Source organism: Methanosphaerula subterraneus, from assembly GCF_052055875.1.
GTDB classification, from domain to species: Archaea; Halobacteriota; Methanomicrobia; order Methanomicrobiales; family Methanospirillaceae; genus Methanosphaerula; species Methanosphaerula subterraneus.
Genome location: NZ_CP170508.1, coordinates 1,430,879 through 1,452,081 on the forward strand (window position 1 = coordinate 1,430,879; position 21,203 = coordinate 1,452,081).

The window sequence follows — 21,203 nt, forward strand, 5'->3', positions numbered from 1 at the left end:
CTTCATCCCTGTTTGACCAGGACACGCCGACCGCTGATAGTCAGTCGATCCTCGCAGAAGAGCCTGACCGCCTCAGGGAGGATCCGGTGCTCCTCCCGGAGGATCCGCTCGGTCAACATCTCCTCATCATCACCCTCCAGCACCGGCACGCACTGCTGCAGAATAATGGGGCCGCTGTCCATCCCGGTGTCGACGAAGTGGACGGTGCATCCGGCCACCCGGACCCCGTACTCGAGGGCCTGGCGCTGGGCATGAAGCCCTGAGAAACTGGGCAACAGCGCAGGATGGATGTTGATCATCCGGCCGGCACAGGCGTTCACGATCCGGTCCCCCAGGATCCGCATATACCCGGCGAGCACGATCAGGTCGGCACCGGTCGCCTGGATCGCAGCAAGGAGGTCCACCTCATAGGCCTTTCGGTCAGGATAGGCCCGGTAGTCCACCACCACAGACGGAATGCCGGCCTCGGTCGCCCGATCGATCGCCCGGGCGTCCGGGTTATCGGTGATCAGTGCCACGCAGACCGCAGGGATCGTTCGATCCCGGATCCGTTCGATCACTGCCGAAAAGTTTGAACCACGGCCTGAGGCGAGCACTGCAATCTTCTTCATTCACCACACTTCTGCCAGATGAGGCTATTAACGCTTCTCCCGATCATGGGAGAGGATCATCTTCACCTTGACGATCCGCTTGCCACGCATCTGCATCACAACCAGCGTCGCATTGCACTCTTCGATCCGGACCGTCTCGCCAGGGTGCGGAATATGGCCGAGCTGCTCGATCAACAGCCCCCCGATCGTCTCGTAGGTGTCAGAGGTCGGCAGAGTGATCGCCAGTTGTTCGTTCAGGTCCTCGACCCACATACGCGCATCCAGCACATAGATCCCCTCGCCGGCCCGGGTCAGTTCCGGCTCCTCGTCATCGAACTCGTCGAGGATGTCACCGACCAGTTCCTCAAGGATGTCCTCGACCGTCACGACCCCGACGAAACCGCCATACTCATCCATCACCATCGCCATCGGGACCTTGCGGAGCTGCAACTCCTTGAGCAGGTCATCGATCTTCTTGGTCTCAGGAACAAAGTACGGGTCGTACATCAGGTCTGAGATCTTCACATCCTTCTTGTGGCTGACGAAGACCGTGTAGACGTCCTTGATGTTGAGGACCCCAGTCAGGTTGTCGATCTTCTCATGGTAGACCGGAAGCCTTGAGAAACCGGTCTCATGGAAGATGGTGAGTGAACTCTCAAGCGTGCTGGTGTCCTCGATCATCGCGACATCGACGCGAGGGGTCATCACCTCGCGGGCGGTCGTATCTCCGAGTTCCAGAACATTGTAGAGCATCTCCTGCTCCTCCTGCTCGATCGTCCCCTCCTCCTTACCGACATCGATCCACTCCCGGATCTCGTCCTCTGTCACCGTCGGCTCGGCAGTGGCGTCTTTTGGAGTCAATAATCGGCTGACCAGGTCATAGAGCCAGAGGACCGGCGCGAAGACCTTTGAGAGGAGGAGGATCGGTGACGCCACCCTGAGCGCCAGAGGTTCGGTGAACCGGGTCGCAAAGAGTTTCGGCCCGATCTCACCGAAGAGCAGCAGTATCAACACCGTCCCCCCGGTTGCGATCCCGAGTCCGAGATCTCCGAATATCTCAAGTGCAATGGAGGTGGCCATCGAAGCCGCGGCCACGATGACGATGGTGTTCCCTATCAGGATGGTGATCTGGACATGGTCCGGGTTCTGCTTGAGTTTGAAGAGCTGGTCTGCACCAGACCGCCCATCATTCACCAGCGTCCTGACCTTGGCTCGTGTGATCGAGATCAGCGCAACTTCAGAACTGGAGAAAAAGGCTGAAAGAAGGATACAGAGTCCAAAAATCGAGACGTTAAAAAGATCTAGCTGAAGCATTAATGCTCACGCCGTAAAGGGCAAACCACGAAATGGGTATTCATGAGATCGTATCTGATAATATATTGAAAGCAGGTTTTTATATAATTGATGGTGGGGATCAGGTGAAGAATCTGGCGATGAACTGCTGCTCCTCCACCAGCAACGCGACCTTCTCCTCCCGAGAGAAGGTCCGGTCGAATCGGAGATCCTCGATCTCCAGGGTCAGGTTCCCCCGGTACCCCTGCTCGGCCAGTGCTTCGAGCACCCGCTGGGCATCCGGATGACCCTGCATAGGGAGATGCATCACACCGCCCTCACTCCGGGAGAGGTGGACATTGACCATCCGGTCAGAGCAGAGTTCGATGTACTCGAGCACCAGGTCCACCGAGGTGCCCATCGCATGCGAGACATCAAGCGTGAAGTACAGCCAGGGCTCCCGGTCCAGCAACGCACGCACGGCTGCGGGAGTGCAGAGCATAAAATTCACCTTCTGTTCCATATTTTCGATCGCGACCCGTGCATGTGCCCGGCCGGCCTCCTCCCGGAGCATGTCGATCAGCGCCTCGAACCGGGTGAATTCGTCAGGACCGGGCGGCCGCTTGGCAGTTCTGCGGCCGGGATGCACCGTCACCACCCCGGCACCGATCGTATCGGCAAACCGGATCGCAGCCGCCGAGTACTCACGAGAAGCAGCCGCCACCTTCGGATTGATAGAGCAGGGGTTCAGGTCGAGGATCGGGACGTGCACCGTCATCGGGTCCATCGAGGCGTACAGGGAACGGCACCGGGCCAGCTGGTCCATCGGCATTCCGTAGAGCCAGAACGAGGGGGTCTCCGGCCAGAACTCCATGGTATCGAGGGATGAAGCGGCGACGGAGGCGAAGAGTTCAGCAAGCGTGGACTCGTGAAAGAACATGCTCGCAACGGCACAGCGAACCATAGATATAGGTGATACGGAGTACATCCTATTGAACGTAATGGCAGGAAGACAGGGCCAGCTGACCTTTGACCAGATCGCACCCCAGGAGCCTCCCCAGACCCTCGGGGTATCCGACGTCTCCGGGCTGATAGAGACACTCCTCGCCGATGAACGACTCCAGGGGATCTGGGTCCGCGGGGAGATCACCAACTACACGCACCACAGTTCAGGCCACCATTACTTCTCCCTCTCTGAGGAAAGATATGGAAAGGTCTCGACGATCCAGTGCGTGATCTGGCGGAGCGACGCGGCACGGATCGGGATCGCCCTGGCCAACGGGATGGACGTCCAGATCTTCGGATCGGTCGGGCTGTACCCCCCGCAGGGGCGGTACCAGTTCTATGCCAAGGATGTCCGACGGACCGGGGAGGGGGAGAAGCATCTCCTTGTTGAACGATGGAAACGGGAACTCGATGCCGAGGGGCTCTTCGCGGCCGAAAGAAAACAGCCCCTTCCCCGGTTTCCCCGAACCGTGGGCGTGGTCACCTCGTCGACGGGCGCTGTCCTGCAGGACATCAGGAATGTGATCAGCCGGCGGTTCCCGCTGACCCTGATCGTCTCGCCAACGGTCGTGCAGGGGGAGACCGCCCATCTTGAGATCGCAGCGGCCATCAGGAGGGTCGACACCAGGGCCGACGTGATCATCGTCGCCCGGGGAGGGGGTTCGTTCGAGGACCTTTTCCCATTCAATCACCCCGACGTGGTCCGGGCGGTCGCTGAGTGTACGACCCCGGTGGTCAGTGCGGTCGGCCACGAGGTCGACGTAACCCTCTGCGACCTGGCTGCAGACCTGCGTGCCCCGACCCCCTCTGCAGCAGCGGAACTGATCGTCCCGGACCGGGGAGAACTGATCAGCGAGTTGCTGACCTGCCGGCAGCACCTGATCGATCAGCTCGTCAGGAGAGTGCAGAAGGGATCGGAAGAGGTCACCGCCCTCTCGGGCCGACTCCACCCGGCTCGGCTCGAACGGCTCGTGAACCGGCGGAGAGAGGACCTGGCCACCCTCTCCGAACGGCTCGAACGGGCGCTCACCACCGGGATGGTCAGACGGCGGTCCGAGATCCGGGAACAGCGGGCGATGGTGGAGGCCGGCAACCCGCTCAGGCTGCTCAGCCGTGGGTACTGCATGGTGGAGCGGGAGAACCGCCCGGTCACCTCGGCCCATCAGATCAGCAAGGGGGACCAGGTACTGCTGAGGCTGGCGGACGGGACCGGAGTCGCGAAGATAAAAGAGGTCAGTTATGACAGAAACATATGAGGAACTGCTGAAGGAACTGAAGACCATCGTGCAGAAGATCGAGGACGACGAGACCAGCCTCGACGAGAGCATCGCCCTGTATGAACGCGGGGCCCTGCTGGTTAAACAGTGCGAGGAGATGCTCGTAAAAGCCGAGATGAAGATCAGTCAGCTCGGGCAGGACTGAGCAGCGGCCTCCTCAGCAGAGAGGACGGCCAGTGTCACCTCGAGGGGGGCGCCAGCCTGAAGGCGGGCGATCAGATCTTTGGGCAGCGTCCGTGCCACGTGATCGGCATAGACTCCGATCGTCCGGCTGCAGGTGAACGGGGATCGCCGCCATACCAGGTCGGTCGGGTGGGAGAGGTCCAGCCCAGGACCGCCCCGGGACCTGACGATCACGGAGATCCCGTCACAGGCCAGCGTGGTGATCAGCACCGCCCCCTCCGCGGCCAGGGCTTCCCGAAACGCAGGTGAGAGATCAGGGCCGGCCCGATCAGCCCCGACGCCGATGATGCAGTCACCCTGCAGGGTCAGCGAGGGCTCGGTGGTCACCTCGAACGTGGTCTTGTGCGTGGCCAGGACATACTGATGTCCCAGGCAGTGGATCGTCTCAGTTACGGTCATAACTCTTCAGAAGAGAGCGCCAGCTGACAGAAGCAGACGACGTGATAAAAAAAAGTGCTGGTTCACTCATACAGGACCGGTTCATCGATCCGTGTATAGGTGACCTGCCCGGTGCCCGGGAAGTGGAGTGCGATCTCGCGTGCGGCGCTCTCAGGAGCATCGGATGCGTGGATCACATTCCTCCCGATGTCGAGACCGTAATCACCCCTGATCGTGCCAGGAGCGGCCTCGGACGGGTTGGTTGCACCGGTCAGCGTTCTGACCACTGCAGCCGCATTCTTTCCTTCCCAGACCATCAGGAAGCAGGGACCGCTCATGATGTACTGCTTGAGCGAGGGATAGAACGACCGTTCGATGTGCTCACGGTAGTGTTCATTCACCGTCGCTTCAGCGAGCCGCTCAAACCGGGCGGCCACCATCTTCAGCCCTTTGTCTTCAAGCCGGGCGACGATCTGTCCGATTAAGCCACGCTGGACTCCATCGGGCTTGATCATCACAAAGGTCCGGTCCATCTCATTCACTCCTTACCGAGTGCCTTTCTGCCTGCCTTGGTCCATGCGACCCGGCGCGGCGCTCTTCCGAGCTTGTAGTTGTTCTGGCACTTGGTGCTGCAGAAGTAAAAGATAGAACCATCCCTGCGGACGAACATCTTGCCGGTACCGGGCTCGAGCCCTTCGCCGCAGAACGTACAGGTATGCATATCAACCATTTACTTCACCGCCTGGAGAGTTTCTTTGCTTCGCGTTCGGTCTCGAGGAGCATCAGGATGTCCCCTTCGCGGATTGGACCGACCGTGTTCCTGGTGATGATCCGCCCCTTGTTGGAACCGTCAAGGATACGGCATTTGACCTGCATGGCTTCTCCGTGCATCCCTGTGGATCCGATCACCTCGATCACCTCCGCTGGCGTGCCTTCATCTGCCATCGGACATTACCCCCTTAACTCAGTGAGCTGGGCCGTGATCTCGTCGACGAGTTCCTTTGCCTTTCCGGGCTTCACGATCGCTGCAGCAGTGGAGGCAACGGTAAGGCCGCTAGCGGCTCCGATATCGTTCTGCTTACCAATGAAGATGTACGGGATGTGCTTCTCGTCACAGAGCGGGGCCAGGTGCATCACAATCTCTTCTGGCTCCACATCCGCGCCGATCAGGACCAGCTGGGCAATGGATCGTTCAATGGCTTTTGTCGCTTCGTTGGACCCCTTCTTGACCTTGCCGGTATCACGGGCAATTTCAAGGGCTTCAAGGGCCTTGTTCTGGATCTCCTCTGGAGAATCAAATGTTACGTATGCTTTTGACATAACTCACCTCATTCAGGATTGCGTAGTCTCCTTCATCACTCATCAGTCAGTCGACGATGTGTCCATATCTTTCTCTTTTAGCCACACATAAAGGTTTGTAACAGGAGGTCAGGGACCAGGGGATCTGTCTGAATTTATCCTCTGATTCGGGAGATCCTCGCCCTGTTCGGATCAGAGAGTACGGTCCGCCGACCCCCCATCAGGGACATGAAAAAATGATGGAGATGGGTCAGGCCAGTTGATAGATCTGGACACCCTGAGCAGAGTAGATCTGTCTGAGCCCGGTGGTCGGAAGCGAGACCTGATAGGTGGTCCGTTCGGTCTCTCCGACATAGAGGAGGGTGGCATTATACTTCTTCATCAACGCCACCGTCCTGATCGGTTCCTGGTAGATCGCCTTCACATCGGCCATCCGTTCTGAGACCGGCCCATAGTCTCCCCGCCACATATATTCGTGGAAGGTCCAGCCAACGACCGCCGGGAGACCGGTGAACGAGGAGACCCGGGCAGCGTATGTGTAGTCCGACCCCTGCGCCTCGACGATCACCGGGCTTCCTTTCTGCTGCGAAAGGAAGGCCACTGCGGCCGCATCCCCGGGATGGGCGGTCTCCAGGTATGCGAGACCGTCCAGAGTCCGGTCAGGGGCCGTCAGTTTGCCGGTGACAGCAAACGGGGTGACCAGCAGTACCATGACAAGCAACACCGCCACACCCTTCACCCGGGCGTCCCCGAGGGACGCGAGGTGAGCAGAGAACCGGGACTCGTCGAAGGCCCTCCCGATCATCACCGCCGACGCTGAGCCCATCAGCAGCCATGCCGCGACATAGAACTTGAAGACCGTATTCATCCGGAAGTACTGGTCCCCCATATTGTCCTTGAGATACAGGATCTCACAGAAGAGAGCGACCAGCAGCCCGCAGACCGCGAGCAGTTCTTCGTGATGCCGGACCTTTCGGGTCGCAAAGGAGACGAGCGGGATCACGGCGATCGCGGCGGCATAGTACCCGGTCAGCAGGAACGGTATCGCCGCTGCAAGCAGGTAGGGACGCTTGACCAGGTCACGCACCGAGAAGGCATAGAAGACCAGCAGGAAGAAGCCGTGCACCAGCAGGAACTGAACCGGGGCCGAGGGGATCTGGACGATTCCGATCCCCTTGATCCCTGCACTGGACATCTGCAGATAGAACGGCAGGTAGGCAGCGACGGCCAGCGCCGGCATCACGAGCGGCAGGTACTGGAGAATCCCGACCGCTCCCTGCTGCCGCTCCTGCCAGACGAGGTACAGACAGACCCCAAGCGTGATCGGCGCATAGATCAGCACATCCCAGGAGTTGATCCCTGGCATCGATCCGAGGGAGACGGCGACCAGCAGCATCAGAACTCCCCTGCCCCGGACGGTCAGATCCTTCCAGGTCCGGATACAGAGGAGGAGCAGAAAGATCAGAAAGACCTGATTGAAGATCCCGAGCACATGCGCATGGACGTCCCCCCAGGTGAACGAGAAGAGCGGGTACTCGTTGATCGTATCTGTGATCACCCGGGTGCTGTCCCAGGCGACCTTCGAGAGATCAGCCCCCGCAAAGGAGAGGAGAAATGCGGAGGGGTTGGGGAGCAGCAGCACGCCGACCGGCAGCCAGGAGAGACGCTTCAAGAGCAGGTCCCCGATCGCATACAGATTCACGGCAGCCAGGCCCATGATCGTCGGCAGGGCCAGGTTGAAGACGACCGAAGAGGGGATCCCGGTGACGGCCCCAAGCGATCCGATCAGCCAGTACCCGAGGTAGTAGTAGACGTTCTGGTTTCCTCCGGCGTACCAGGGATCAAGCGGCGGGACCACCGGGTTCCGCATCACTGAAGCGATGAATCCATGATCCATGAACTTCTCTGCGTACGAGATGGAGGGGTTGGTGTACCGGGCCTCAAGCATGAAGAGGAAGAAGCCGAGGAAGACCAGGTCCCATCGCCACATCCCGGCGAGGGAGGCGCGGGTGTACTCCCGCCTGAACAGGTGATAGATCAGCAACAGTCCGAACGGCAGCAGGGCCACCCAAACCGGGAGATGAATCAGCCCGCAGTACCAGGAAAGGAGAGTATAGGCGAGGACAGAACCGGTGAACGAGACCGGGTATGCAAACCGGCCGCACCCCTCCCGCAGCAGGGGCCAGAGCGAGAGCTGGAGCAGTTTGATCAGCACCAGCCAGATGACCACCGCGGCTACCTGGGCTTCAATCCCCACCAATCGATTCACCCTCCACAACTTTCTTCTGGAAGATCCGCCAGATCACCGGCATCACCCAGTCCCCGCAGAGATAGATCGAGATCGCTCCCCCGATACCGGTGATCAGGTTCTTGATAAGATGGTCGATCACCGCGATCAGCGTCGCGGTGGCCAAGGGCATGCCCCCGAGCGTAACGAAGACGCCGGCCACCGCAGCTTCATAGATCCCCATCCCCCCGGGCGTCACCGGAACCGTCTTGATCAGGTTGCCGATCACGATGGCCAGGATCACGATGACCGGGTCCAGCGGCTGCTCGAACATCAGCACCACCGCCATACAGACCGTCGCATCCAGGATCCAGATCACAATCGATGAAAGGCCGAGCACCAGAAGTGAACGCAGGTTCAGCGAGACACGCCTGACCTCGTCGAGCATCGTCAGCACCATGCCGACATACCGGTTCTTGGTCTGAAACCGTCCGGCAACGATGAGCAGAACGAAGAAGACCACACCGGCGACCAGCGGGATCACGATCACCTCATAGAACCACTCAGGCACATTCAGCACGAACAGGACCGAGATAAGCCCGAGCAGGGCCACGGTCACCACATCAAAGATCCGTTCAACCAGCAGTGAAGAGAGACCCTGCGAGTAGGTGGTGCTGTATTCATGCTTCAGGATGAAGACCCTGACAATGTCGCCGAGACGAGCAGGGATCACCAGGTTCGCGGTCTGGCTGATGAAGATACTGGCCGTCGCGAAGGTGAGCGTCGGCCGTATAGAGAGGCCGTGCAGGATCGACCTGTACCGGAACCCCCGGAGCCACCATGCGGCTACACAGACCAGCACGGCGACGAGGATATAGGCCGGGACGCTGTTGGCGATGGCGACGGAGAGGTCGGCCCTGACACTGTAGAGCATGAACCCGAGGATCCCTGCAGCCAGCAGCGTCGGGATCACGATCGCACTAAGCTTTCGATACATGAAGACTCCACCACAGCCGCAGGATTGCACTGCCCATGTCTACGACGTCCTTCCTTCTGACGGTGGTCCCCGGCCCCTGCCGCCACCGGACCGGGATCTCCCGGATCCGATACCCGGCCCGGGCCCCCCGGACCAGCACCTCAGTATCCCAGAACCAGTGCATGTCATCGACCTTATCGAGCAACGGCAGGAGGCGGGCCCTGTTGAAGGCCTTGAACCCGCACTGGTGATCATACTGTTTTGAGCCGAGGATCGTCCTGACCAGCAGGTTGTATCCCCGGCTCGCGATCTCGCGGTCGCCGGTTCTGACGATGTCGCTCTCCGGGAGAAGGCGCGAACCGGTCGCAATATCAAAACCTTCGCGGATTGCACCGATCACCTCGGAGAGATGCTGCATGTCGGTGGCCAGGTCGACATCATAGTAGCAGACGATCGTCCCCCTGGCTGCGGTGAACGCACGGTTCAGGGCCCTGCCGCGGCCAAGACGCTGGTCCGAATGGAGCAGGTGAATCCGCGGATCGGTCTGCTCGATCGCTCTGACATACTCTGCACTTCCATCGGTGGAGCCGTCCTCTGCCACCAGGATCTCAAAACTATCGGTGATCTGTGAAAGAGCCTCGATCGATGCAGGGATCGCAACTTTAAGTGCGGGGAGGTCGTTGTAGACCGGAATCACCGCGCTGACCTCAATGCTGGTCATGGGCCGTCCTCCGTCGGACACAGGTCGCCACCTGTCTCCCGGCAGCGATCGAACCCTCCATCGACCGTTCAGGATAATTGGGCCTGCTGAACATGCCGGCCATGTAGAGACCGTACTGTTCATAGTTGGGGATCATCTGCCGATATCCGGTGGTATAGACCGGCCCGGCCCAGGGGTCTACCTCTAGATGCTGCCAGTGGATCATCTCGTCCGTGACATTGAAACGCGTGCAGAAGTCCTCCTTCATCCTCTGGCCCTGCTGGTCGGGGAGTGTTCCGCTGAAGTACGAGGCCAGGTAGACCAGGTGTTCGCCATACCGTTCAAGGGGCGCAAAGTTGGTGTGCGAGACCACCGCACCGTAGGGTGCGGAGTCCTTCATATTCAACCAGTAGATCCCATCGGTCACATCGCGGTCAAGGGCGAGGATCATGCAGGCCGCTCCCTGGTACGGGATCGCAGGGAACTCGACCCCGCTCAATCGTGCCAGTTCCTGGGGCGGGATCGTCGATATGACCGTGTCATACCGGGTCCCGTTCACGATCCATTCAAAGCCTGATCGCTGCATGCTCTCGACCGGCGTCCCGGTCTGAATGGTGACGCCCTGGTCGGAGAGGACCTGCTCCAGCCGATCGATCAGGGTCGAGAAGCCGCCCTTCAGATACCCGAGCCGTTCCCCGCCGGTGGTCCGGTTGGACCGGATCGCAATCCGGGAGATCAGCCAGGCTGCAGAGACCTGGTCCCGCATCGCACCGAACTTGGACTTGAGCAGCGGCTCAAAGAACGAGGCGTAGGCGTTCTCCCCCACCTGCTCGAGCAGAAATTTCTTCACCGGGACGTCATCGAGTTTGACCCGGTCCATCCGCTTCGCACGGAGGGTCAACAGGGCCAGCCGGGCCTTGTCGATCAGCGACAGATAGGGGTAGACGATGATATCCCGGGGGGTGGTCAGGGGATGGATGCTCCCGTCCACATAATACCCGGTGCTCCCCTCCAGCCATTCGAGCCGATCGCTGATCCCGAGCTGCTCCATCAGCGAGAAGAGGTGGCTGTCCCCCTCAAAACAGTGATGGTAGTAGTGTTCTATGGTATAGTGTTCACGCGAAAGAGATGAGAGGCAACCGCCAAGAAATGGGCGCCGCTCAAGGAGGTCCACGGTATGATCCCCAGAGAGGTCAAGTGCCGCAGTGAGACCTGCCAATCCTCCGCCGATGATACAGATCTTCATAATCTGTTACATCATTATATGGCAAAAAGGATAAGAAGGTTTTTGAGTTTGCCATATAAAATGACATATCGGATGGATAACAATAGTACCGCTGATATAGAGCCGGTGGACGAGGTCTTTGGATGAGGGTCTTCTTTATTGGGTTTGGTCAGGCCGGGGGCAAGGTCGTGGACATGTTCATGGAGCAGGACAAGAGCAACCTGTTCCGCGGGCTCGTTGTGAACACCGCACGGACCGACCTGATCGGTCTGAAGAACATCCCGATGAAGAACAGGATCCTGATCGGGCAGACCGTCGTGAAAGGGCATGGTGTCGGCACAGACAACGCGATGGGCGCCAAGCTGACAATGGACGAGATCGACAGTATCGTGACGGCCATCGAATCGGTGGGCACCTCTGATATCGATGCATTCGTGGTCATCGCCGGCCTCGGCGGAGGCACCGGTTCCGGGGGATCCCCGGTGCTGGTCAGGCACCTGAAAGGGCTGTACCACGAACCGGTCTATGCCCTCGGGATCCTCCCCTCCATCGAGGAGGGACGGCTGTATTCCTATAATGCGGCCCGCTCACTGACGACGCTCGTCAATGAGGCGGACAACACCTTCATCTTCGACAACGGGGCCTGGAGGAAGGAGGGGGAATCGATCAAGATGGCCTATGACCGGGTGAACGACGAGATCGTCCGCAGGTTCGGAGTCCTCTTCCGTGCCGGCGAGGTCGGCAAGATCGGGGTCGGCGAGATGGTCGTCGACTCCAGTGAGATCATCAACACCCTCCGCGGCGGCGGGATCACTACGGTCGGGTATGCCAAGACCGAGGCGATCAGCACCAGAGCAAAGCAGAGCAAGGGGCTGTTTGGGAACCTGATCGGTTCACTGAAGAAGCGGGAGACCTCCGAAGAGGTGCTGCTCGGGGATGATCGAAGTGCAAAGATCATCTCACTGGTGCGGAGCGCAATGCTCGGACGACTGACCCTGCCCTGCGACTTCAAGACCGCACAGCGTGCCCTGATCCTGCTGGTCGGCCCTCCGGGGGAGATGGACCGGAAAGGGGTCGAAAAGGCGAGGAGCTGGGTTGAGGAGAATATCGAAGGCGAGGAGATCCGGAGCGGGGACTATCCGATCGATAGCAATTATGTTGCTGCTGTCGTGGTGCTCGCCACGATCGGAGAGGTACCCAGGATCCGTGCCCTCCTCGAAATGGCCAAAGAGACGAAGGTGGAACTGGCCCGGACCAGGACCGATGGGAAGACAATGTTCGAGGACGGGATTGACCCTCTGTTCGAATGAGGTGAATACGATGAGAAAAGCAATCACAGGGATCATCATGCTGCTCGTGCTCTGCTGTATGGTACAGGCCGGAGCGGCATTCAAGATGGAGTCGAGCGAGGTGACCCCTGCGGGGGACCTTGCAGCAGGAACCGCCGTGACCGCCCATGCGGTGGTCGACTTCTCAACACTGACCGGGAGCACATTCCCGACCACCGATACCTTCCAGATCTTCACAGAGCTGGACAAAGCCAAGTGGCGGTACTCGATCAGCATCAATGGTGCCGAGAACCCCAAGCCCGATGCGGCAGGCAAATACCTGAAGATCAACGGATTCGACCTGGAGTATCCGGCCAGCCAGTCGGTGAAGGTACTGGTCACGATGGAGGGTGTCGTTCCGCAGACCAATGCGACGCAGAATATCACGATCCTCAGGTTCCAGTGGCTTGATCAGACAACCAAGGTTCGGGAGAATGGAGAGTTCACCCTGACCAGAAAGGTCGTCAATCCTGACGACCTGGTGAAGAGTGTCCAGCAGGCTCAGACCGACCTGAAGACGCTCAGGACCCAGATCGATCAGCGAGCAGCGGCAGGAGTCAGTACCGATGAGGCCGAAGCCAAGTACAGGCTGGCAGAACAGAACATCAGGAGCAGTAACGGGGCCAACTTCACCGCCACCCAGGCGAACCTGGATACTGCCCAGGCAGCCATCGCCGATGCACAGAAGAGCCTGGACCGGTCCTGGGCACAGAGTGAGATCGATCAGGCCAGAAACTCGCTGGCCAATGTCGATCAGCTGATCACGTACTTCAAGACCACCAAGGATATGACCAATGATCCCCGGGTGGCCGCGATCACCATCAAGCGGGAGAACGCGGACCAGGCTTATATCGCAGCAAACGAGAGCCTGACCGCCGGCAACTACAACCAGGCACGGATCAAGGCGAACGAATCGGCAAAGAAGGCCCTTGAAGCCTACAATGATGCCCTGGCACTCAGGAACGGGACCGGAGCCGTGGACACCCTCAACAACACCAGCACCGAGAGCAACGGCGGCGGTGGGATCGGGATCATCTATTACATCCTGGTCGTGGTGGCCATCGGGCTGGTCGTCGGCGGGGTGGTGCTCTACCAGCGCCGGAACCGATGGGATGAACTCGGATGATCGTCATCTGTTGAACGAATCATCCTTTTTTGATAACAATATTTTTGTGCGGTTGTCACCAATATCCCAGATAAATTGGGGGTAGGGATATGGAACCTGCGGAACTCTCAGGGATCAAAGAACATATCGACCGCCTGATACACCAGACCGAGGAGGAGATCCAGTATGAACGGGCAGCGCGTACGGCACTCCAGAAGTCCGATGAGAACCGGAACATCAGCCGGCTGATGGCCATGGACCTGCTGTTACTGAACGTCCTCCTCTTCTTTGTGCTGGAGAACTACATGATCGACTGGATCACGGCAAGTTTTCTCCTTTATGCGGTGAACCCGTTCATTATGCTGATCCCATCGACCCGGTCGATAGGGCTCCAGAGGAGAAAAGGGATCAGGGAATACCTGGCGACACTTCGGCAGATCGAACTCTACAGGAACAAGTGGACGCTCGGGAGGATCCTCTGGAATGCGTTCTTCATCAACAGCCAGCCGCTGGCCATCGGCTTTTCACTGATCTACTGCGTGAACATCGTCTTCACCCTGGCCAATGGCCTCGGACCGATCGCCGACCTGGTGATCTTCCAGTCGGTCGCAATCATCATATTCTACCTCGGGATCTGGTACTTGAAGCCCTACTCAGCGGACTTCCTCGACTCGCTCCTCGATATCAGGACCGATATCTACCTCCGGATCCACGTCAGGATGCAACCGCTCTGGAAGGTGATCCTCTCGATCGGAACCCTGGCAACGCTGGTGATCGTCGTGATCATCGCTGCAATGCTGTTGCCGGGGTTCACGCTGAACGCCGTGCTCGATGCCAAGGCGGCGATCAAAGGGCTGGGGATCGTCCCGGTTCTGGTGGTCCTGATCAGCCAGATCCTGCTGGTCCGTTTCTCGCAGGGGGCGCACAGCAGGCGGATGATCATCGCTCTCAAGGATCGGAAGAGCGAGGTGCTGAACAACTTCGTCGACGTCCCCCTCAGGGTATATCGCTCAAAACTGGAGAAAGGGCAGCTCGATGCAGTCGACTCGTTTGCCAGGGAGTTCTCCGACATCAGGGACGCCTACATCTCATCCAAGGTCTACAAGACCGCGTCCCAGGACCTCTTCGGCTTCTTTCCGGTCTACCTGATGGTTCCAGACCCTGACGTGATTCTGAATCCTGCGATCGTCAGGATCCTGCATGAACATGTGGATCTGAAGCGCCAGGCCCCGGCCTGATCACGAGTCGGGAGTGTTTGAATCCTCGACCAGGGCTGCAAGCCCTGCTTCCCCGAGCTTCCAGAGCACCTGCCGCGCCCGTGCCTCCACATCACCACCCTCTGCACACGCCTCCTTGAGAGGGCCGACCGCGGGATCCCCGATCCTGCAGAGTGCAAGCGCGGCAAACTGCCGGATCTCCCGATCCGGATCCTGCAGCGCCCCGATCAACGGCCTGATCGCCGATCCACGGACCTCGCCGAGTGCTGCTGCCGCATACCTGCGGAAATCGTGGTCGCTGTGCTCCTTCATCGCCGCCAGCAGTGGAGCCACGCCTGGCGACCCGATCCTGCCCAGGGCCCCGGCCAGGTACCAGCGAGGATCGGGATCTGGTTCTGCAAGCAGGGCCGCGATCAGGGGACCGACTGCCGGTTCGCCCTGCGCCACCAGTTCATTGACCGCCGCTCTCCGTTCCTCAAGTCCCCCCTGCCGGATCCGATTGATCTGCCGCTTTATCTCCTCATGATCACTCATAATGCATCTTTTTTAATCTGCTCCTGCATATCAAGCTGCCCATCTTTCCCACTATCAGGGCCTCTGGTGCCATCCCCAAACCAGACCGTCTGCTGGGGGAACGGCATCTCGATCCCACCGGCCTCAAGGGCCAGTTTTATCCTCAGGAGGAGGTCGGTTCTGGCGGTCCACCAGACCGTCGACGGCGCCCAGATCCTGACCACGATCGTCACGCTGCTGCCGGCCAGGGCGTCGACATAGACGGAGGGTTCCGGAGAGACCAGGGCGAACGGATGTTCTGCAATGACCTCCCTGATGATCCGGATCGCAGTCCCGGCATCATCCCGGTACCGGATCCCCACGGCATACTCAAACCTGCGGGCAGGGTTCTTCACGTAGTTGGTGATGTTGGAGGTGAAGACCTTCTCGTTCGGGATGCGGACATAGATCCCCTCGTAGGTCTGGACGATGGTGGAGAAGAGCTGGATATCCTCGACCGTTCCGGATATATCGGCGAGATGAATGTTATCCCCGATCGTTATCGGACGTTCGAAGATCAGAAAGATACCGGAGACCAGGTTCGCGACCACGCTCTGGCTTGCAAACCCGAGGATCACCCCGGCGAGACCGCCGGCAAAGAGGAGGCCGGTAAGGTCCACCTTCATGCTCGTCGGGAGCACCAGAAGAAAGGCGATGACCACGATCATGATGTTCATGATCTTCAAAAACAGGTTCAGGGTCCCCTTGGGGATCTTATCGAGCAGTGCCCTCTTGAGAGAGACCGTCAACACCCTACCGAAGAGATAGGCGGCCAGCACCGCGGTGACGACGATGGCCAGGTCACCGACCGTGATGTTGTTGTACAGCGGGATCTCCAGCATCAGTTCAGCCCCGCATCCATCAAAAACTCCTCCCGATGCAGTCCGGGAATTTTCAGGATTGTGTAATGCTCCAGCGACCGGGTCATCCCATGAACAAGCGGACGGTCGAAGAAGTTGGTCTCTGCGACGGTGCTGTTGATGACCCGCATCTCGGCCCACATCGAAACAAACGTGTTGTAATAGATCTTCATCCCGACACTGTCAAAGACTGCCCTGCTCACCTCCACCCAGGTGCTGGCATCGTTTTTGATCTCAAGGGCGAGCACGCCTTCACGGAGAGGATCGGTCGCCGGGATCTCGTGATGCAGGGCACTTCTGTGCCACCGGGTGATATACCCCCAGTCGGGCAGGCCATAGAGCGAGTACCTGGGCTGGTTCAACGAGAAGATGTCGAGCAGGTGGACATCCCCCTGTGCGGCGATGAAGACGCCGATCTCAATCGGGAAGGTCAGATACACGGTCTGCCGGCTTGAAGGCTCAAGCAGCAGCGGATCGAACTGAATCTCTAAGAAGCGGGTCACCTCCTCCGGGAGGTTCACCGGCTCGATCGGGTTCACGATGATCCGGCCGCTCTCTGAAGCGACATGTTTCTTCACCGTCGACCCTGCACAGTCCCGGCTGTACTCGACCATCCCCGAACGCTGGGTGACGAAAAGATTGATCTGGCCTGTGCCTATGGTGGCCTCGTAGCCATAGGTGCCGTACACAGATACCATGGCAGGCTGACTCATTTATACCTACCCGGGGCGGGTACCGTCGAGCTGTGCGAGGAGACGACGGATATCGGCGTCACGGGCCGGCACCCCACCCCGAGGCTGAACCTCGAGCAACTCGACAGCATCGACCCCGAACCCTGCAACGGCTGCCAGGACCTCGGCCCTGACCCGGTCCACGGGGTCACCGAGGGCGGCGATCAGCAGTGGGAGGGTGGACAGGTCATGGATGATACCAAAGGCCACCGCAGCACCCCAGCGGAGATCAGGGTCCGGGTCGGTGATGGCGGCGGTCAGTGCAGGCACTGCCGGAGGACCGATCATCGCCAGTGCAGCCGTGGCCCTGCCCCTGACGAACCGGTCGGGATCCGAAAAGAGGGTGATCAGGGGACCGACCGCAGCACTGTCCCGGGTGGCGCCGAGGGCCAGGGCGGTCATCCACCGGACGTCCTCATCAGCACTGGAGAGGGCCATGACCAGCGGCTCCACTGCAGCCGGACCGAGGGAGCCGAGCGCTTCCGCTGCCTTCCACCGGATATCACTGCCTTTCTCTCCGGTCAGGCACCGGATCAGACTGGGGATCACGGCCGGATCATGCAGGCTACCGAGCGCTTCGACTGCCTGGTACCGGATCGCAGAATCTTCGGAACTGAGCGCTGCGATCAACCCTCTCCGGTTCTTTTTCCTCTGCATCCGGTTGATCTCGGCCGGCCCAAAGAGCCTGATCAGCAGACGCGTCAGCGGCAGACCGATCAGTGGGATGTCAGTCAGACCTCTCATCGGGATCCCCGTTCGTCCTCAATCGTCCGGTTGTGATGATCTGTGAGAATAAAACGGTACGCCCCGGGATCAGCGGGTGGCCTCGGCCACGCACTCCTCAAGGGTGCCGAGGTGGGCGGCCCCGCCGCAGAGGTTCGGGACATAGGCGAGGGCCTTTCCGCTGTTCACCATCAGGTGGTTGTAGCGTTCGAGGGCCGGCGAGACGACCATGCAGGTGTCTGCATAGACCCTGGCCCCACTCTTCTCGATCCGGGCGACCGTCTCCTGCTCGGCAGTGATCACACCCTTCGCCGCAAAGACATAGAACGGCTTCTTTGTATGCTTTCCCGTGAGCAACCCGGCGATCCGGTTCAGCTCGTCCGGGGAGCAGTGCGGACATCCGACCGCCACCGCGTCCACCTCCACCTCCTGATTGGAGAAGACCGCGTCCACCGCTGCCGGCTCGACCGGAATCGCTTCGAGGGCGGTGGTATCGAAGTGGAAGACACGGGCCTCAGGGGTGATCCCGTCAACGTGGTACAGGGCCACCGCCCCGGTGGCCGCCATCCCTGCGCCGAGCGCCTTCAACTGGTCCCGGGACGGCCGGATCCCGGTAAAGAAGGGGATCCTGGTCCCGACGAGCGGCCCGACCAGGTGACCGAGCGCTCCGAACCAGGCCGTGTCCTGTGTCTTTGGGGCATCGGAGACCTGGATCACCACCTCGGGTCTCCGGTTGGCCACGATATGGAGGCCGTAATACGGCGTCTTTCCGACCAGGGCGGCGGCCAGAGCACCAGGACCACCTTCGCGGTTGGTCCGGGCACCGATCACCGAGTTCGCATAACTGACCGCCGAAGACTCGGACCAGGCCAGGTGATCGCCGTACTGGACCATGTTCAGGTAGTAAGGGGTGCAGGTGCACTCCAGCTTGACCCCGAGCCGCTGAAATGCCGAGAGGATCTGGTTCTGCTTATCGGCAAATTCGCTGCTGATCCCCATCTCCTGCCACCGGTCGCGTGCCATCCCGACCGGGTTCAGCACCGCCGGCACCGAGACCCTGGCATCGAGCCCCTGCAGCCATTCGAGCCCCCAGTCGCCGATCGTCTTGTACGAGGCCCCGCTGACCTGCGCACTGCTGATCGGGATCATCTTCTCTGCACCAAAGACCTTGCCGAGCGCGACAAGGAGCTCCATCATTCTCTGCCTGGTCTCGCCGAATTCGCCTGCCAGGACCTTCTCATCGTCTGTATCAAGAAACATCGTCAATCCCACCGTGCCCGGACGAACTCGTCCTCACGTCCCATCACCATCGTCGCGTCGACCCCGACCTTCACATTGGTCCCGTCCGCCAGCCGGCAGGGGTCCAGGGAAGAGCCGCGGACCCCGGTGATCACCATCAGGTCCTCGTCCCCACGCACCCGTGTCGCGATCGCGTACTCCACCTCGGCGAGCGAGGTCGGGTCGATATCCTCGTCGACGACGACCACGTGCTTCAACGAGGTATGGGCAGCAAAAGCGGCCATGATGGCGTTCTTCGCATCCCCCTGCGTCCGCTTTCTGACCTGGATCACCGCATGGAGGTACCCGCACCCGCCGCTGGTCAGCACCACGTTCTTAACGCCGGTGACCCCACTCACCGCCGTATAGATCTTCGGCTCGTACGGGGCGCCCATCAGCATCTTGTGCTCGGCACCGCCCGGCAGGATCCCATGGTAGATCGGGTCCTGCTTCATATGCATCCCGGTGATCGTGATCACCGGCTGGATTCTGACCGGGTCATAGGTGCCGGTGATGTCGACGAACGGCCCCTCCTCTGCGGTCTCGGCCCCGATATATCCTTCGAGCACAATCTCGGCGTCAGGGACGAGCACCCCGTTGCTGCACTCCCTGACCGGGAGCGTGCCGCCCCGCAGTTCTGCGGCATAGGCGAGTTCCTTCCCCTCGGGGACCCGGGTGCAGGAGGCGAAGGTGACCGCCGGGTGCGTGCCGATGGTGATGGCCACCGGCAGTTCTTCCCCGTCGGCCAGCGCCGCCTTATGCAGGTTATAGGTATGTCTTCCTTCGACCAGCCTGGCCGCGAGGTGGGTCCTGTCCAGCACCAGCATCCGGTGGATCGAGCCGTTCTGGATCCCACCGTACCGGGAGAAGACAATCGCCGAGGTGAGGTACCGGCCTGCGTCCAGAGGATAGTGCTTCATGATCGGGATCTTCGAGAGATCGGCGTGGCCGGCGGTCACCTTCCCGTCCACCGCCACCTCGCCGCCGAACCGGCACCCGGCCAGCGTCGGCAGCAGGGATTCCTCCCTGATATCCAGCGCGAGGGCCAGCGCCGAACGGGTCGCGGTCAGGTTCATCACCCCCCGCATCCCGTCGAGGTCCTCGAAGAAGACCAGGTCATCGGTCGTTGCAGCCCGTTTCGGGGCCTCGTACTCTGAGGAGCAGGGGCCGCTGACCTCGGTCAGACGCCCTGCCGCCCGCATCGTTTCGATAAATTCACGCATCATATCCTCTCCAGTGCGGTCCGAGCGTATGCTCGACCCCGAGATGGTCAAGCACCCTGGCCACGACCATGTCGACCAGATCGTCGATCGTCTCCGGCCGATGATAGAAGGCAGGGCTCGCGACCATCACCACAGCCCCGGCCTCGTCGGCGGCGAGCATGTTCTTCAGGTGGACCCGGCCGAGCGGCATCTCACGGAGGAGAAGCACGCATCGGCGCCTCTCCTTCAGACAGACGTCTGCAGCCCTCCCGATCAGCGTGTCACTGTACCCGTGAGAGATGCCGGCCAGGGTCTTCATGCTGCATGGGACCACCGCCATCCCATCGATTTTGCATGAACCACTCGCGATATCTGCAGAGAGAAGATGGGGGTCCACGTAGATCGCATCGAACCCGTCGAGCGAGACCCCTTCATGCACGGCGATCGCACGGGCCTGCTCGGATATGACCAGGTGCACCCTGGCATCCTCACAGAGCACCTCCAGCAGTCGTCGTGCATAGACGATCCCGCTCGCACCGGTGACCCCGATCACATACTCCCCGCCACTCATACCTGCCTCATCTATACAGTATCACCGTCGGATAATGTATGCTCTGCTGATCGCTCATCACTGGCCGACTCTTCGGTCTCCGAACGCCAGACCTCGTACACCCTGTCGGCATCGCGGTCATCGATCCGGCAATGATCCTGATCGCTCTCCGGATCCAGCGGCACCACCCCGACAAAAACTCCGCCTTTGATCACATACAGGGAGCGATAGAGCCAGGGGGCATGCATCCGGACCTGCCTGCCATAGTAGACCTCGGTGGCCAGCGCGAGCGTGCAGTAGATCTCCGGACCGATCTCAAAGAGAACGGTGCGGACATACCGGCGCATGTACCAGCGGAGTTCCGAGACCAGCGAGAGGGCAGACCCGAGTGAGGCCATCCTGACGATCACCCCGTACGGCACCTCAGAGGGTTGATAAAAACGGAGCGCGGCACGTGCGGTTTCTGAAGCTAAAAGAGTCTGGTACAGGGAGATCCCCTCCCTTCCCAGGAAGAGGACGTCCATA

At 60.2% G+C, this 21,203-nt stretch carries 25 protein-coding genes; 5 read left to right on the plus strand and 20 right to left on the minus strand.

Annotated elements, in window-relative coordinates; translation table 11 throughout:
* Positions 1-2: 2 nt before the first annotated feature.
* From purN to ACFKSJ_RS06765, 3 genes are all read right to left on the minus strand, one after another.
* Positions 3-611, minus strand: coding sequence for a phosphoribosylglycinamide formyltransferase (gene purN, locus ACFKSJ_RS06755; RefSeq protein WP_440949043.1), 609 nt, complete (start codon positions 609-611; stop codon positions 3-5).
* Positions 612-638: 27 nt separating this feature from the next.
* The gene (locus tag ACFKSJ_RS06760; RefSeq protein WP_440949044.1) at positions 639-1,904 is read right to left on the minus strand and encodes a hemolysin family protein; all 1,266 of its coding nucleotides are present in this window, start codon (positions 1,902-1,904) and stop codon (positions 639-641) included.
* A gap of 100 nt (positions 1,905-2,004) precedes the next feature.
* Entirely contained in the window at positions 2,005-2,826 is an 822-nt protein-coding gene (locus ACFKSJ_RS06765) for a sugar phosphate isomerase/epimerase family protein (RefSeq protein ID WP_440949045.1), read from the minus strand.
* A 37-nt stretch (positions 2,827-2,863) separates the two neighbouring features.
* Between ACFKSJ_RS06765 and xseA the strand changes: the two genes are divergently transcribed.
* Both xseA and xseB read left to right on the plus strand, forming a co-directional pair.
* Positions 2,864-4,123 carry an exodeoxyribonuclease VII large subunit gene (xseA, locus tag ACFKSJ_RS06770; RefSeq protein WP_440949046.1) on the plus strand — a complete coding sequence of 420 codons (1,260 nt, stop codon included), beginning with the start codon at positions 2,864-2,866 and terminating at the stop codon, positions 4,121-4,123.
* Positions 4,107-4,289, plus strand: a complete 183-nt coding sequence (xseB, locus tag ACFKSJ_RS06775; RefSeq protein ID WP_440949047.1) for an exodeoxyribonuclease VII small subunit — start codon at positions 4,107-4,109, stop codon at positions 4,287-4,289. The genes xseA and xseB overlap by 17 nt, the downstream gene beginning before the upstream one ends.
* Here xseB and ACFKSJ_RS06780 read toward each other — a convergent pair.
* The 9 genes from ACFKSJ_RS06780 to ACFKSJ_RS06820 all read right to left on the minus strand — a co-directional run bounded on the left by ACFKSJ_RS06780 (position 4,271) and on the right by ACFKSJ_RS06820 (position 11,153).
* The gene (locus ACFKSJ_RS06780) at positions 4,271-4,726 is read right to left on the minus strand and encodes a DUF371 domain-containing protein (RefSeq protein ID WP_440949048.1); all 456 of its coding nucleotides are present in this window, start codon (positions 4,724-4,726) and stop codon (positions 4,271-4,273) included. The two genes, xseB and ACFKSJ_RS06780, sit on opposite strands and share 19 nt — an antisense overlap.
* Before the next feature lie 62 nt (positions 4,727-4,788).
* Entirely contained in the window at positions 4,789-5,238 is a 450-nt protein-coding gene (gene ndk, locus ACFKSJ_RS06785; RefSeq protein WP_012617218.1) for a nucleoside-diphosphate kinase, read from the minus strand.
* A 5-nt stretch (positions 5,239-5,243) separates the two neighbouring features.
* A complete protein-coding gene (locus ACFKSJ_RS06790; protein WP_440949049.1) occupies positions 5,244-5,435 on the minus strand; it encodes a 50S ribosomal protein L24e in 192 nt (63 codons plus the stop codon).
* Positions 5,436-5,440: 5 nt separating this feature from the next.
* The gene (locus tag ACFKSJ_RS06795) at positions 5,441-5,650 is read right to left on the minus strand and encodes a 30S ribosomal protein S28e (protein WP_012617216.1); all 210 of its coding nucleotides are present in this window, start codon (positions 5,648-5,650) and stop codon (positions 5,441-5,443) included.
* A gap of 6 nt (positions 5,651-5,656) precedes the next feature.
* Positions 5,657-6,025 (minus strand): 50S ribosomal protein L7Ae, encoded by a 369-nt coding sequence (gene rpl7ae / locus ACFKSJ_RS06800; RefSeq protein ID WP_012617215.1) that lies wholly within the window; start codon positions 6,023-6,025, stop codon positions 5,657-5,659.
* 229 nt (positions 6,026-6,254) lie between these two features.
* Entirely contained in the window at positions 6,255-8,261 is a 2,007-nt protein-coding gene (locus ACFKSJ_RS06805) for a DUF2298 domain-containing protein (protein ID WP_440949050.1), read from the minus strand.
* Positions 8,251-9,228, minus strand: a complete 978-nt coding sequence (locus tag ACFKSJ_RS06810; protein ID WP_440949051.1) for a lysylphosphatidylglycerol synthase transmembrane domain-containing protein — start codon at positions 9,226-9,228, stop codon at positions 8,251-8,253. The genes ACFKSJ_RS06805 and ACFKSJ_RS06810 overlap by 11 nt, the downstream gene beginning before the upstream one ends.
* On the minus strand, positions 9,212-9,928 hold the full coding sequence (locus ACFKSJ_RS06815; RefSeq protein ID WP_440949052.1) for a glycosyltransferase: 717 nt from the start codon (positions 9,926-9,928) through the stop codon (positions 9,212-9,214). Before ACFKSJ_RS06815 ends, ACFKSJ_RS06810 begins: the two co-directional genes overlap by 17 nt.
* Positions 9,915-11,153 carry an NAD(P)/FAD-dependent oxidoreductase gene (locus ACFKSJ_RS06820; RefSeq protein ID WP_440949053.1) on the minus strand — a complete coding sequence of 413 codons (1,239 nt, stop codon included), beginning with the start codon at positions 11,151-11,153 and terminating at the stop codon, positions 9,915-9,917. The genes ACFKSJ_RS06815 and ACFKSJ_RS06820 overlap by 14 nt, the downstream gene beginning before the upstream one ends.
* A 122-nt stretch (positions 11,154-11,275) precedes the next feature.
* Here ACFKSJ_RS06820 and ACFKSJ_RS06825 point away from each other — a divergent pair, with 122 nt between their 5' ends.
* From ACFKSJ_RS06825 to ACFKSJ_RS06835, 3 genes are all read left to right on the plus strand, one after another.
* Positions 11,276-12,442 carry a tubulin/FtsZ family protein gene (locus ACFKSJ_RS06825; protein ID WP_440949054.1) on the plus strand — a complete coding sequence of 389 codons (1,167 nt, stop codon included), beginning with the start codon at positions 11,276-11,278 and terminating at the stop codon, positions 12,440-12,442.
* 10 nt (positions 12,443-12,452) lie between these two features.
* Entirely contained in the window at positions 12,453-13,586 is a 1,134-nt protein-coding gene (locus ACFKSJ_RS06830) for a hypothetical protein (RefSeq protein ID WP_440949055.1), read from the plus strand.
* 89 nt (positions 13,587-13,675) lie between these two features.
* Entirely contained in the window at positions 13,676-14,803 is a 1,128-nt protein-coding gene (locus ACFKSJ_RS06835; RefSeq protein ID WP_440949056.1) for a hypothetical protein, read from the plus strand.
* On the opposite strand, the gene ACFKSJ_RS06840 is transcribed toward ACFKSJ_RS06835, so the two are convergent.
* The 8 genes from ACFKSJ_RS06840 to ACFKSJ_RS06875 all read right to left on the minus strand — a co-directional run bounded on the left by ACFKSJ_RS06840 (position 14,804) and on the right by ACFKSJ_RS06875 (position 21,202).
* Positions 14,804-15,316, minus strand: coding sequence for a HEAT repeat domain-containing protein (locus tag ACFKSJ_RS06840; protein ID WP_440949057.1), 513 nt, complete (start codon positions 15,314-15,316; stop codon positions 14,804-14,806).
* On the minus strand, positions 15,313-16,176 hold the full coding sequence (locus tag ACFKSJ_RS06845; protein ID WP_440949058.1) for a mechanosensitive ion channel family protein: 864 nt from the start codon (positions 16,174-16,176) through the stop codon (positions 15,313-15,315). The genes ACFKSJ_RS06840 and ACFKSJ_RS06845 overlap by 4 nt, the downstream gene beginning before the upstream one ends.
* Positions 16,176-16,892: a DUF432 domain-containing protein gene (locus tag ACFKSJ_RS06850; protein WP_440949059.1), complete on the minus strand. Its 717-nt coding sequence runs from the start codon at positions 16,890-16,892 to the stop codon at positions 16,176-16,178. The genes ACFKSJ_RS06845 and ACFKSJ_RS06850 overlap by 1 nt, the downstream gene beginning before the upstream one ends.
* 21 nt (positions 16,893-16,913) lie before the next feature.
* Positions 16,914-17,669: a HEAT repeat domain-containing protein gene (locus ACFKSJ_RS06855; protein ID WP_440949060.1), complete on the minus strand. Its 756-nt coding sequence runs from the start codon at positions 17,667-17,669 to the stop codon at positions 16,914-16,916.
* Positions 17,670-17,738: 69 nt separating this feature from the next.
* Complete coding sequence (locus tag ACFKSJ_RS06860; RefSeq protein WP_440949061.1) at positions 17,739-18,908, minus strand: aconitase X; 1,170 nt, start codon at positions 18,906-18,908, stop codon at positions 17,739-17,741.
* A 2-nt stretch (positions 18,909-18,910) separates the two neighbouring features.
* Entirely contained in the window at positions 18,911-20,149 is a 1,239-nt protein-coding gene (locus ACFKSJ_RS06865; RefSeq protein WP_440949062.1) for a UbiD family decarboxylase, read from the minus strand.
* The gene (locus ACFKSJ_RS06870) at positions 20,142-20,699 is read right to left on the minus strand and encodes a UbiX family flavin prenyltransferase (RefSeq protein WP_440949063.1); all 558 of its coding nucleotides are present in this window, start codon (positions 20,697-20,699) and stop codon (positions 20,142-20,144) included. The genes ACFKSJ_RS06865 and ACFKSJ_RS06870 overlap by 8 nt, the downstream gene beginning before the upstream one ends.
* 11 nt (positions 20,700-20,710) lie before the next feature.
* Entirely contained in the window at positions 20,711-21,202 is a 492-nt protein-coding gene (locus ACFKSJ_RS06875; protein ID WP_440949064.1) for a DUF5804 family protein, read from the minus strand.
* Position 21,203 lies beyond the last annotated feature (1 nt).

Excerpts from the sequence above, each read along its gene's own strand:
- purN (WP_440949043.1), bottom strand. The coding sequence starts at position 611 with ATGAAGAAGATTGCAGTGCTCGCCTCAGGCCGTGGTTCAAACTTTTCG.
- ACFKSJ_RS06760 (WP_440949044.1), bottom strand. The coding sequence starts at position 1,904 with ATGCTTCAGCTAGATCTTTTTAACGTCTCGATTTTTGGACTCTGTATC.
- ACFKSJ_RS06765 (WP_440949045.1), bottom strand. The coding sequence starts at position 2,826 with ATGGTTCGCTGTGCCGTTGCGAGCATGTTCTTTCACGAGTCCACGCTT.
- xseA (WP_440949046.1), top strand. The coding sequence starts at position 2,864 with ATGGCAGGAAGACAGGGCCAGCTGACCTTTGACCAGATCGCACCCCAG.
- xseB (WP_440949047.1), top strand. The coding sequence starts at position 4,107 with ATGACAGAAACATATGAGGAACTGCTGAAGGAACTGAAGACCATCGTG.
- ACFKSJ_RS06780 (WP_440949048.1), bottom strand. The coding sequence starts at position 4,726 with ATGACCGTAACTGAGACGATCCACTGCCTGGGACATCAGTATGTCCTG.
- ndk (WP_012617218.1), bottom strand. The coding sequence starts at position 5,238 with ATGGACCGGACCTTTGTGATGATCAAGCCCGATGGAGTCCAGCGTGGC.
- ACFKSJ_RS06790 (WP_440949049.1), bottom strand. The coding sequence starts at position 5,435 with ATGGTTGATATGCATACCTGTACGTTCTGCGGCGAAGGGCTCGAGCCC.
- ACFKSJ_RS06795 (WP_012617216.1), bottom strand. The coding sequence starts at position 5,650 with ATGGCAGATGAAGGCACGCCAGCGGAGGTGATCGAGGTGATCGGATCC.
- rpl7ae (WP_012617215.1), bottom strand. The coding sequence starts at position 6,025 with ATGTCAAAAGCATACGTAACATTTGATTCTCCAGAGGAGATCCAGAAC.
- ACFKSJ_RS06810 (WP_440949051.1), bottom strand. The coding sequence starts at position 9,228 with ATGTATCGAAAGCTTAGTGCGATCGTGATCCCGACGCTGCTGGCTGCA.
- ACFKSJ_RS06815 (WP_440949052.1), bottom strand. The coding sequence starts at position 9,928 with ATGACCAGCATTGAGGTCAGCGCGGTGATTCCGGTCTACAACGACCTC.
- ACFKSJ_RS06820 (WP_440949053.1), bottom strand. The coding sequence starts at position 11,153 with ATGAAGATCTGTATCATCGGCGGAGGATTGGCAGGTCTCACTGCGGCA.
- ACFKSJ_RS06825 (WP_440949054.1), top strand. The coding sequence starts at position 11,276 with ATGAGGGTCTTCTTTATTGGGTTTGGTCAGGCCGGGGGCAAGGTCGTG.
- ACFKSJ_RS06830 (WP_440949055.1), top strand. The coding sequence starts at position 12,453 with ATGAGAAAAGCAATCACAGGGATCATCATGCTGCTCGTGCTCTGCTGT.
- ACFKSJ_RS06835 (WP_440949056.1), top strand. The coding sequence starts at position 13,676 with ATGGAACCTGCGGAACTCTCAGGGATCAAAGAACATATCGACCGCCTG.
- ACFKSJ_RS06840 (WP_440949057.1), bottom strand. The coding sequence starts at position 15,316 with ATGAGTGATCATGAGGAGATAAAGCGGCAGATCAATCGGATCCGGCAG.
- ACFKSJ_RS06845 (WP_440949058.1), bottom strand. The coding sequence starts at position 16,176 with ATGCTGGAGATCCCGCTGTACAACAACATCACGGTCGGTGACCTGGCC.
- ACFKSJ_RS06850 (WP_440949059.1), bottom strand. The coding sequence starts at position 16,892 with ATGGTATCTGTGTACGGCACCTATGGCTACGAGGCCACCATAGGCACA.
- ACFKSJ_RS06855 (WP_440949060.1), bottom strand. The coding sequence starts at position 17,669 with ATGAGAGGTCTGACTGACATCCCACTGATCGGTCTGCCGCTGACGCGT.
- ACFKSJ_RS06860 (WP_440949061.1), bottom strand. The coding sequence starts at position 18,908 with ATGTTTCTTGATACAGACGATGAGAAGGTCCTGGCAGGCGAATTCGGC.
- ACFKSJ_RS06865 (WP_440949062.1), bottom strand. The coding sequence starts at position 20,149 with ATGCGTGAATTTATCGAAACGATGCGGGCGGCAGGGCGTCTGACCGAG.
- ACFKSJ_RS06870 (WP_440949063.1), bottom strand. The coding sequence starts at position 20,699 with ATGAGTGGCGGGGAGTATGTGATCGGGGTCACCGGTGCGAGCGGGATC.
- ACFKSJ_RS06875 (WP_440949064.1), bottom strand. The coding sequence starts at position 21,202 with ATGGACGTCCTCTTCCTGGGAAGGGAGGGGATCTCCCTGTACCAGACT.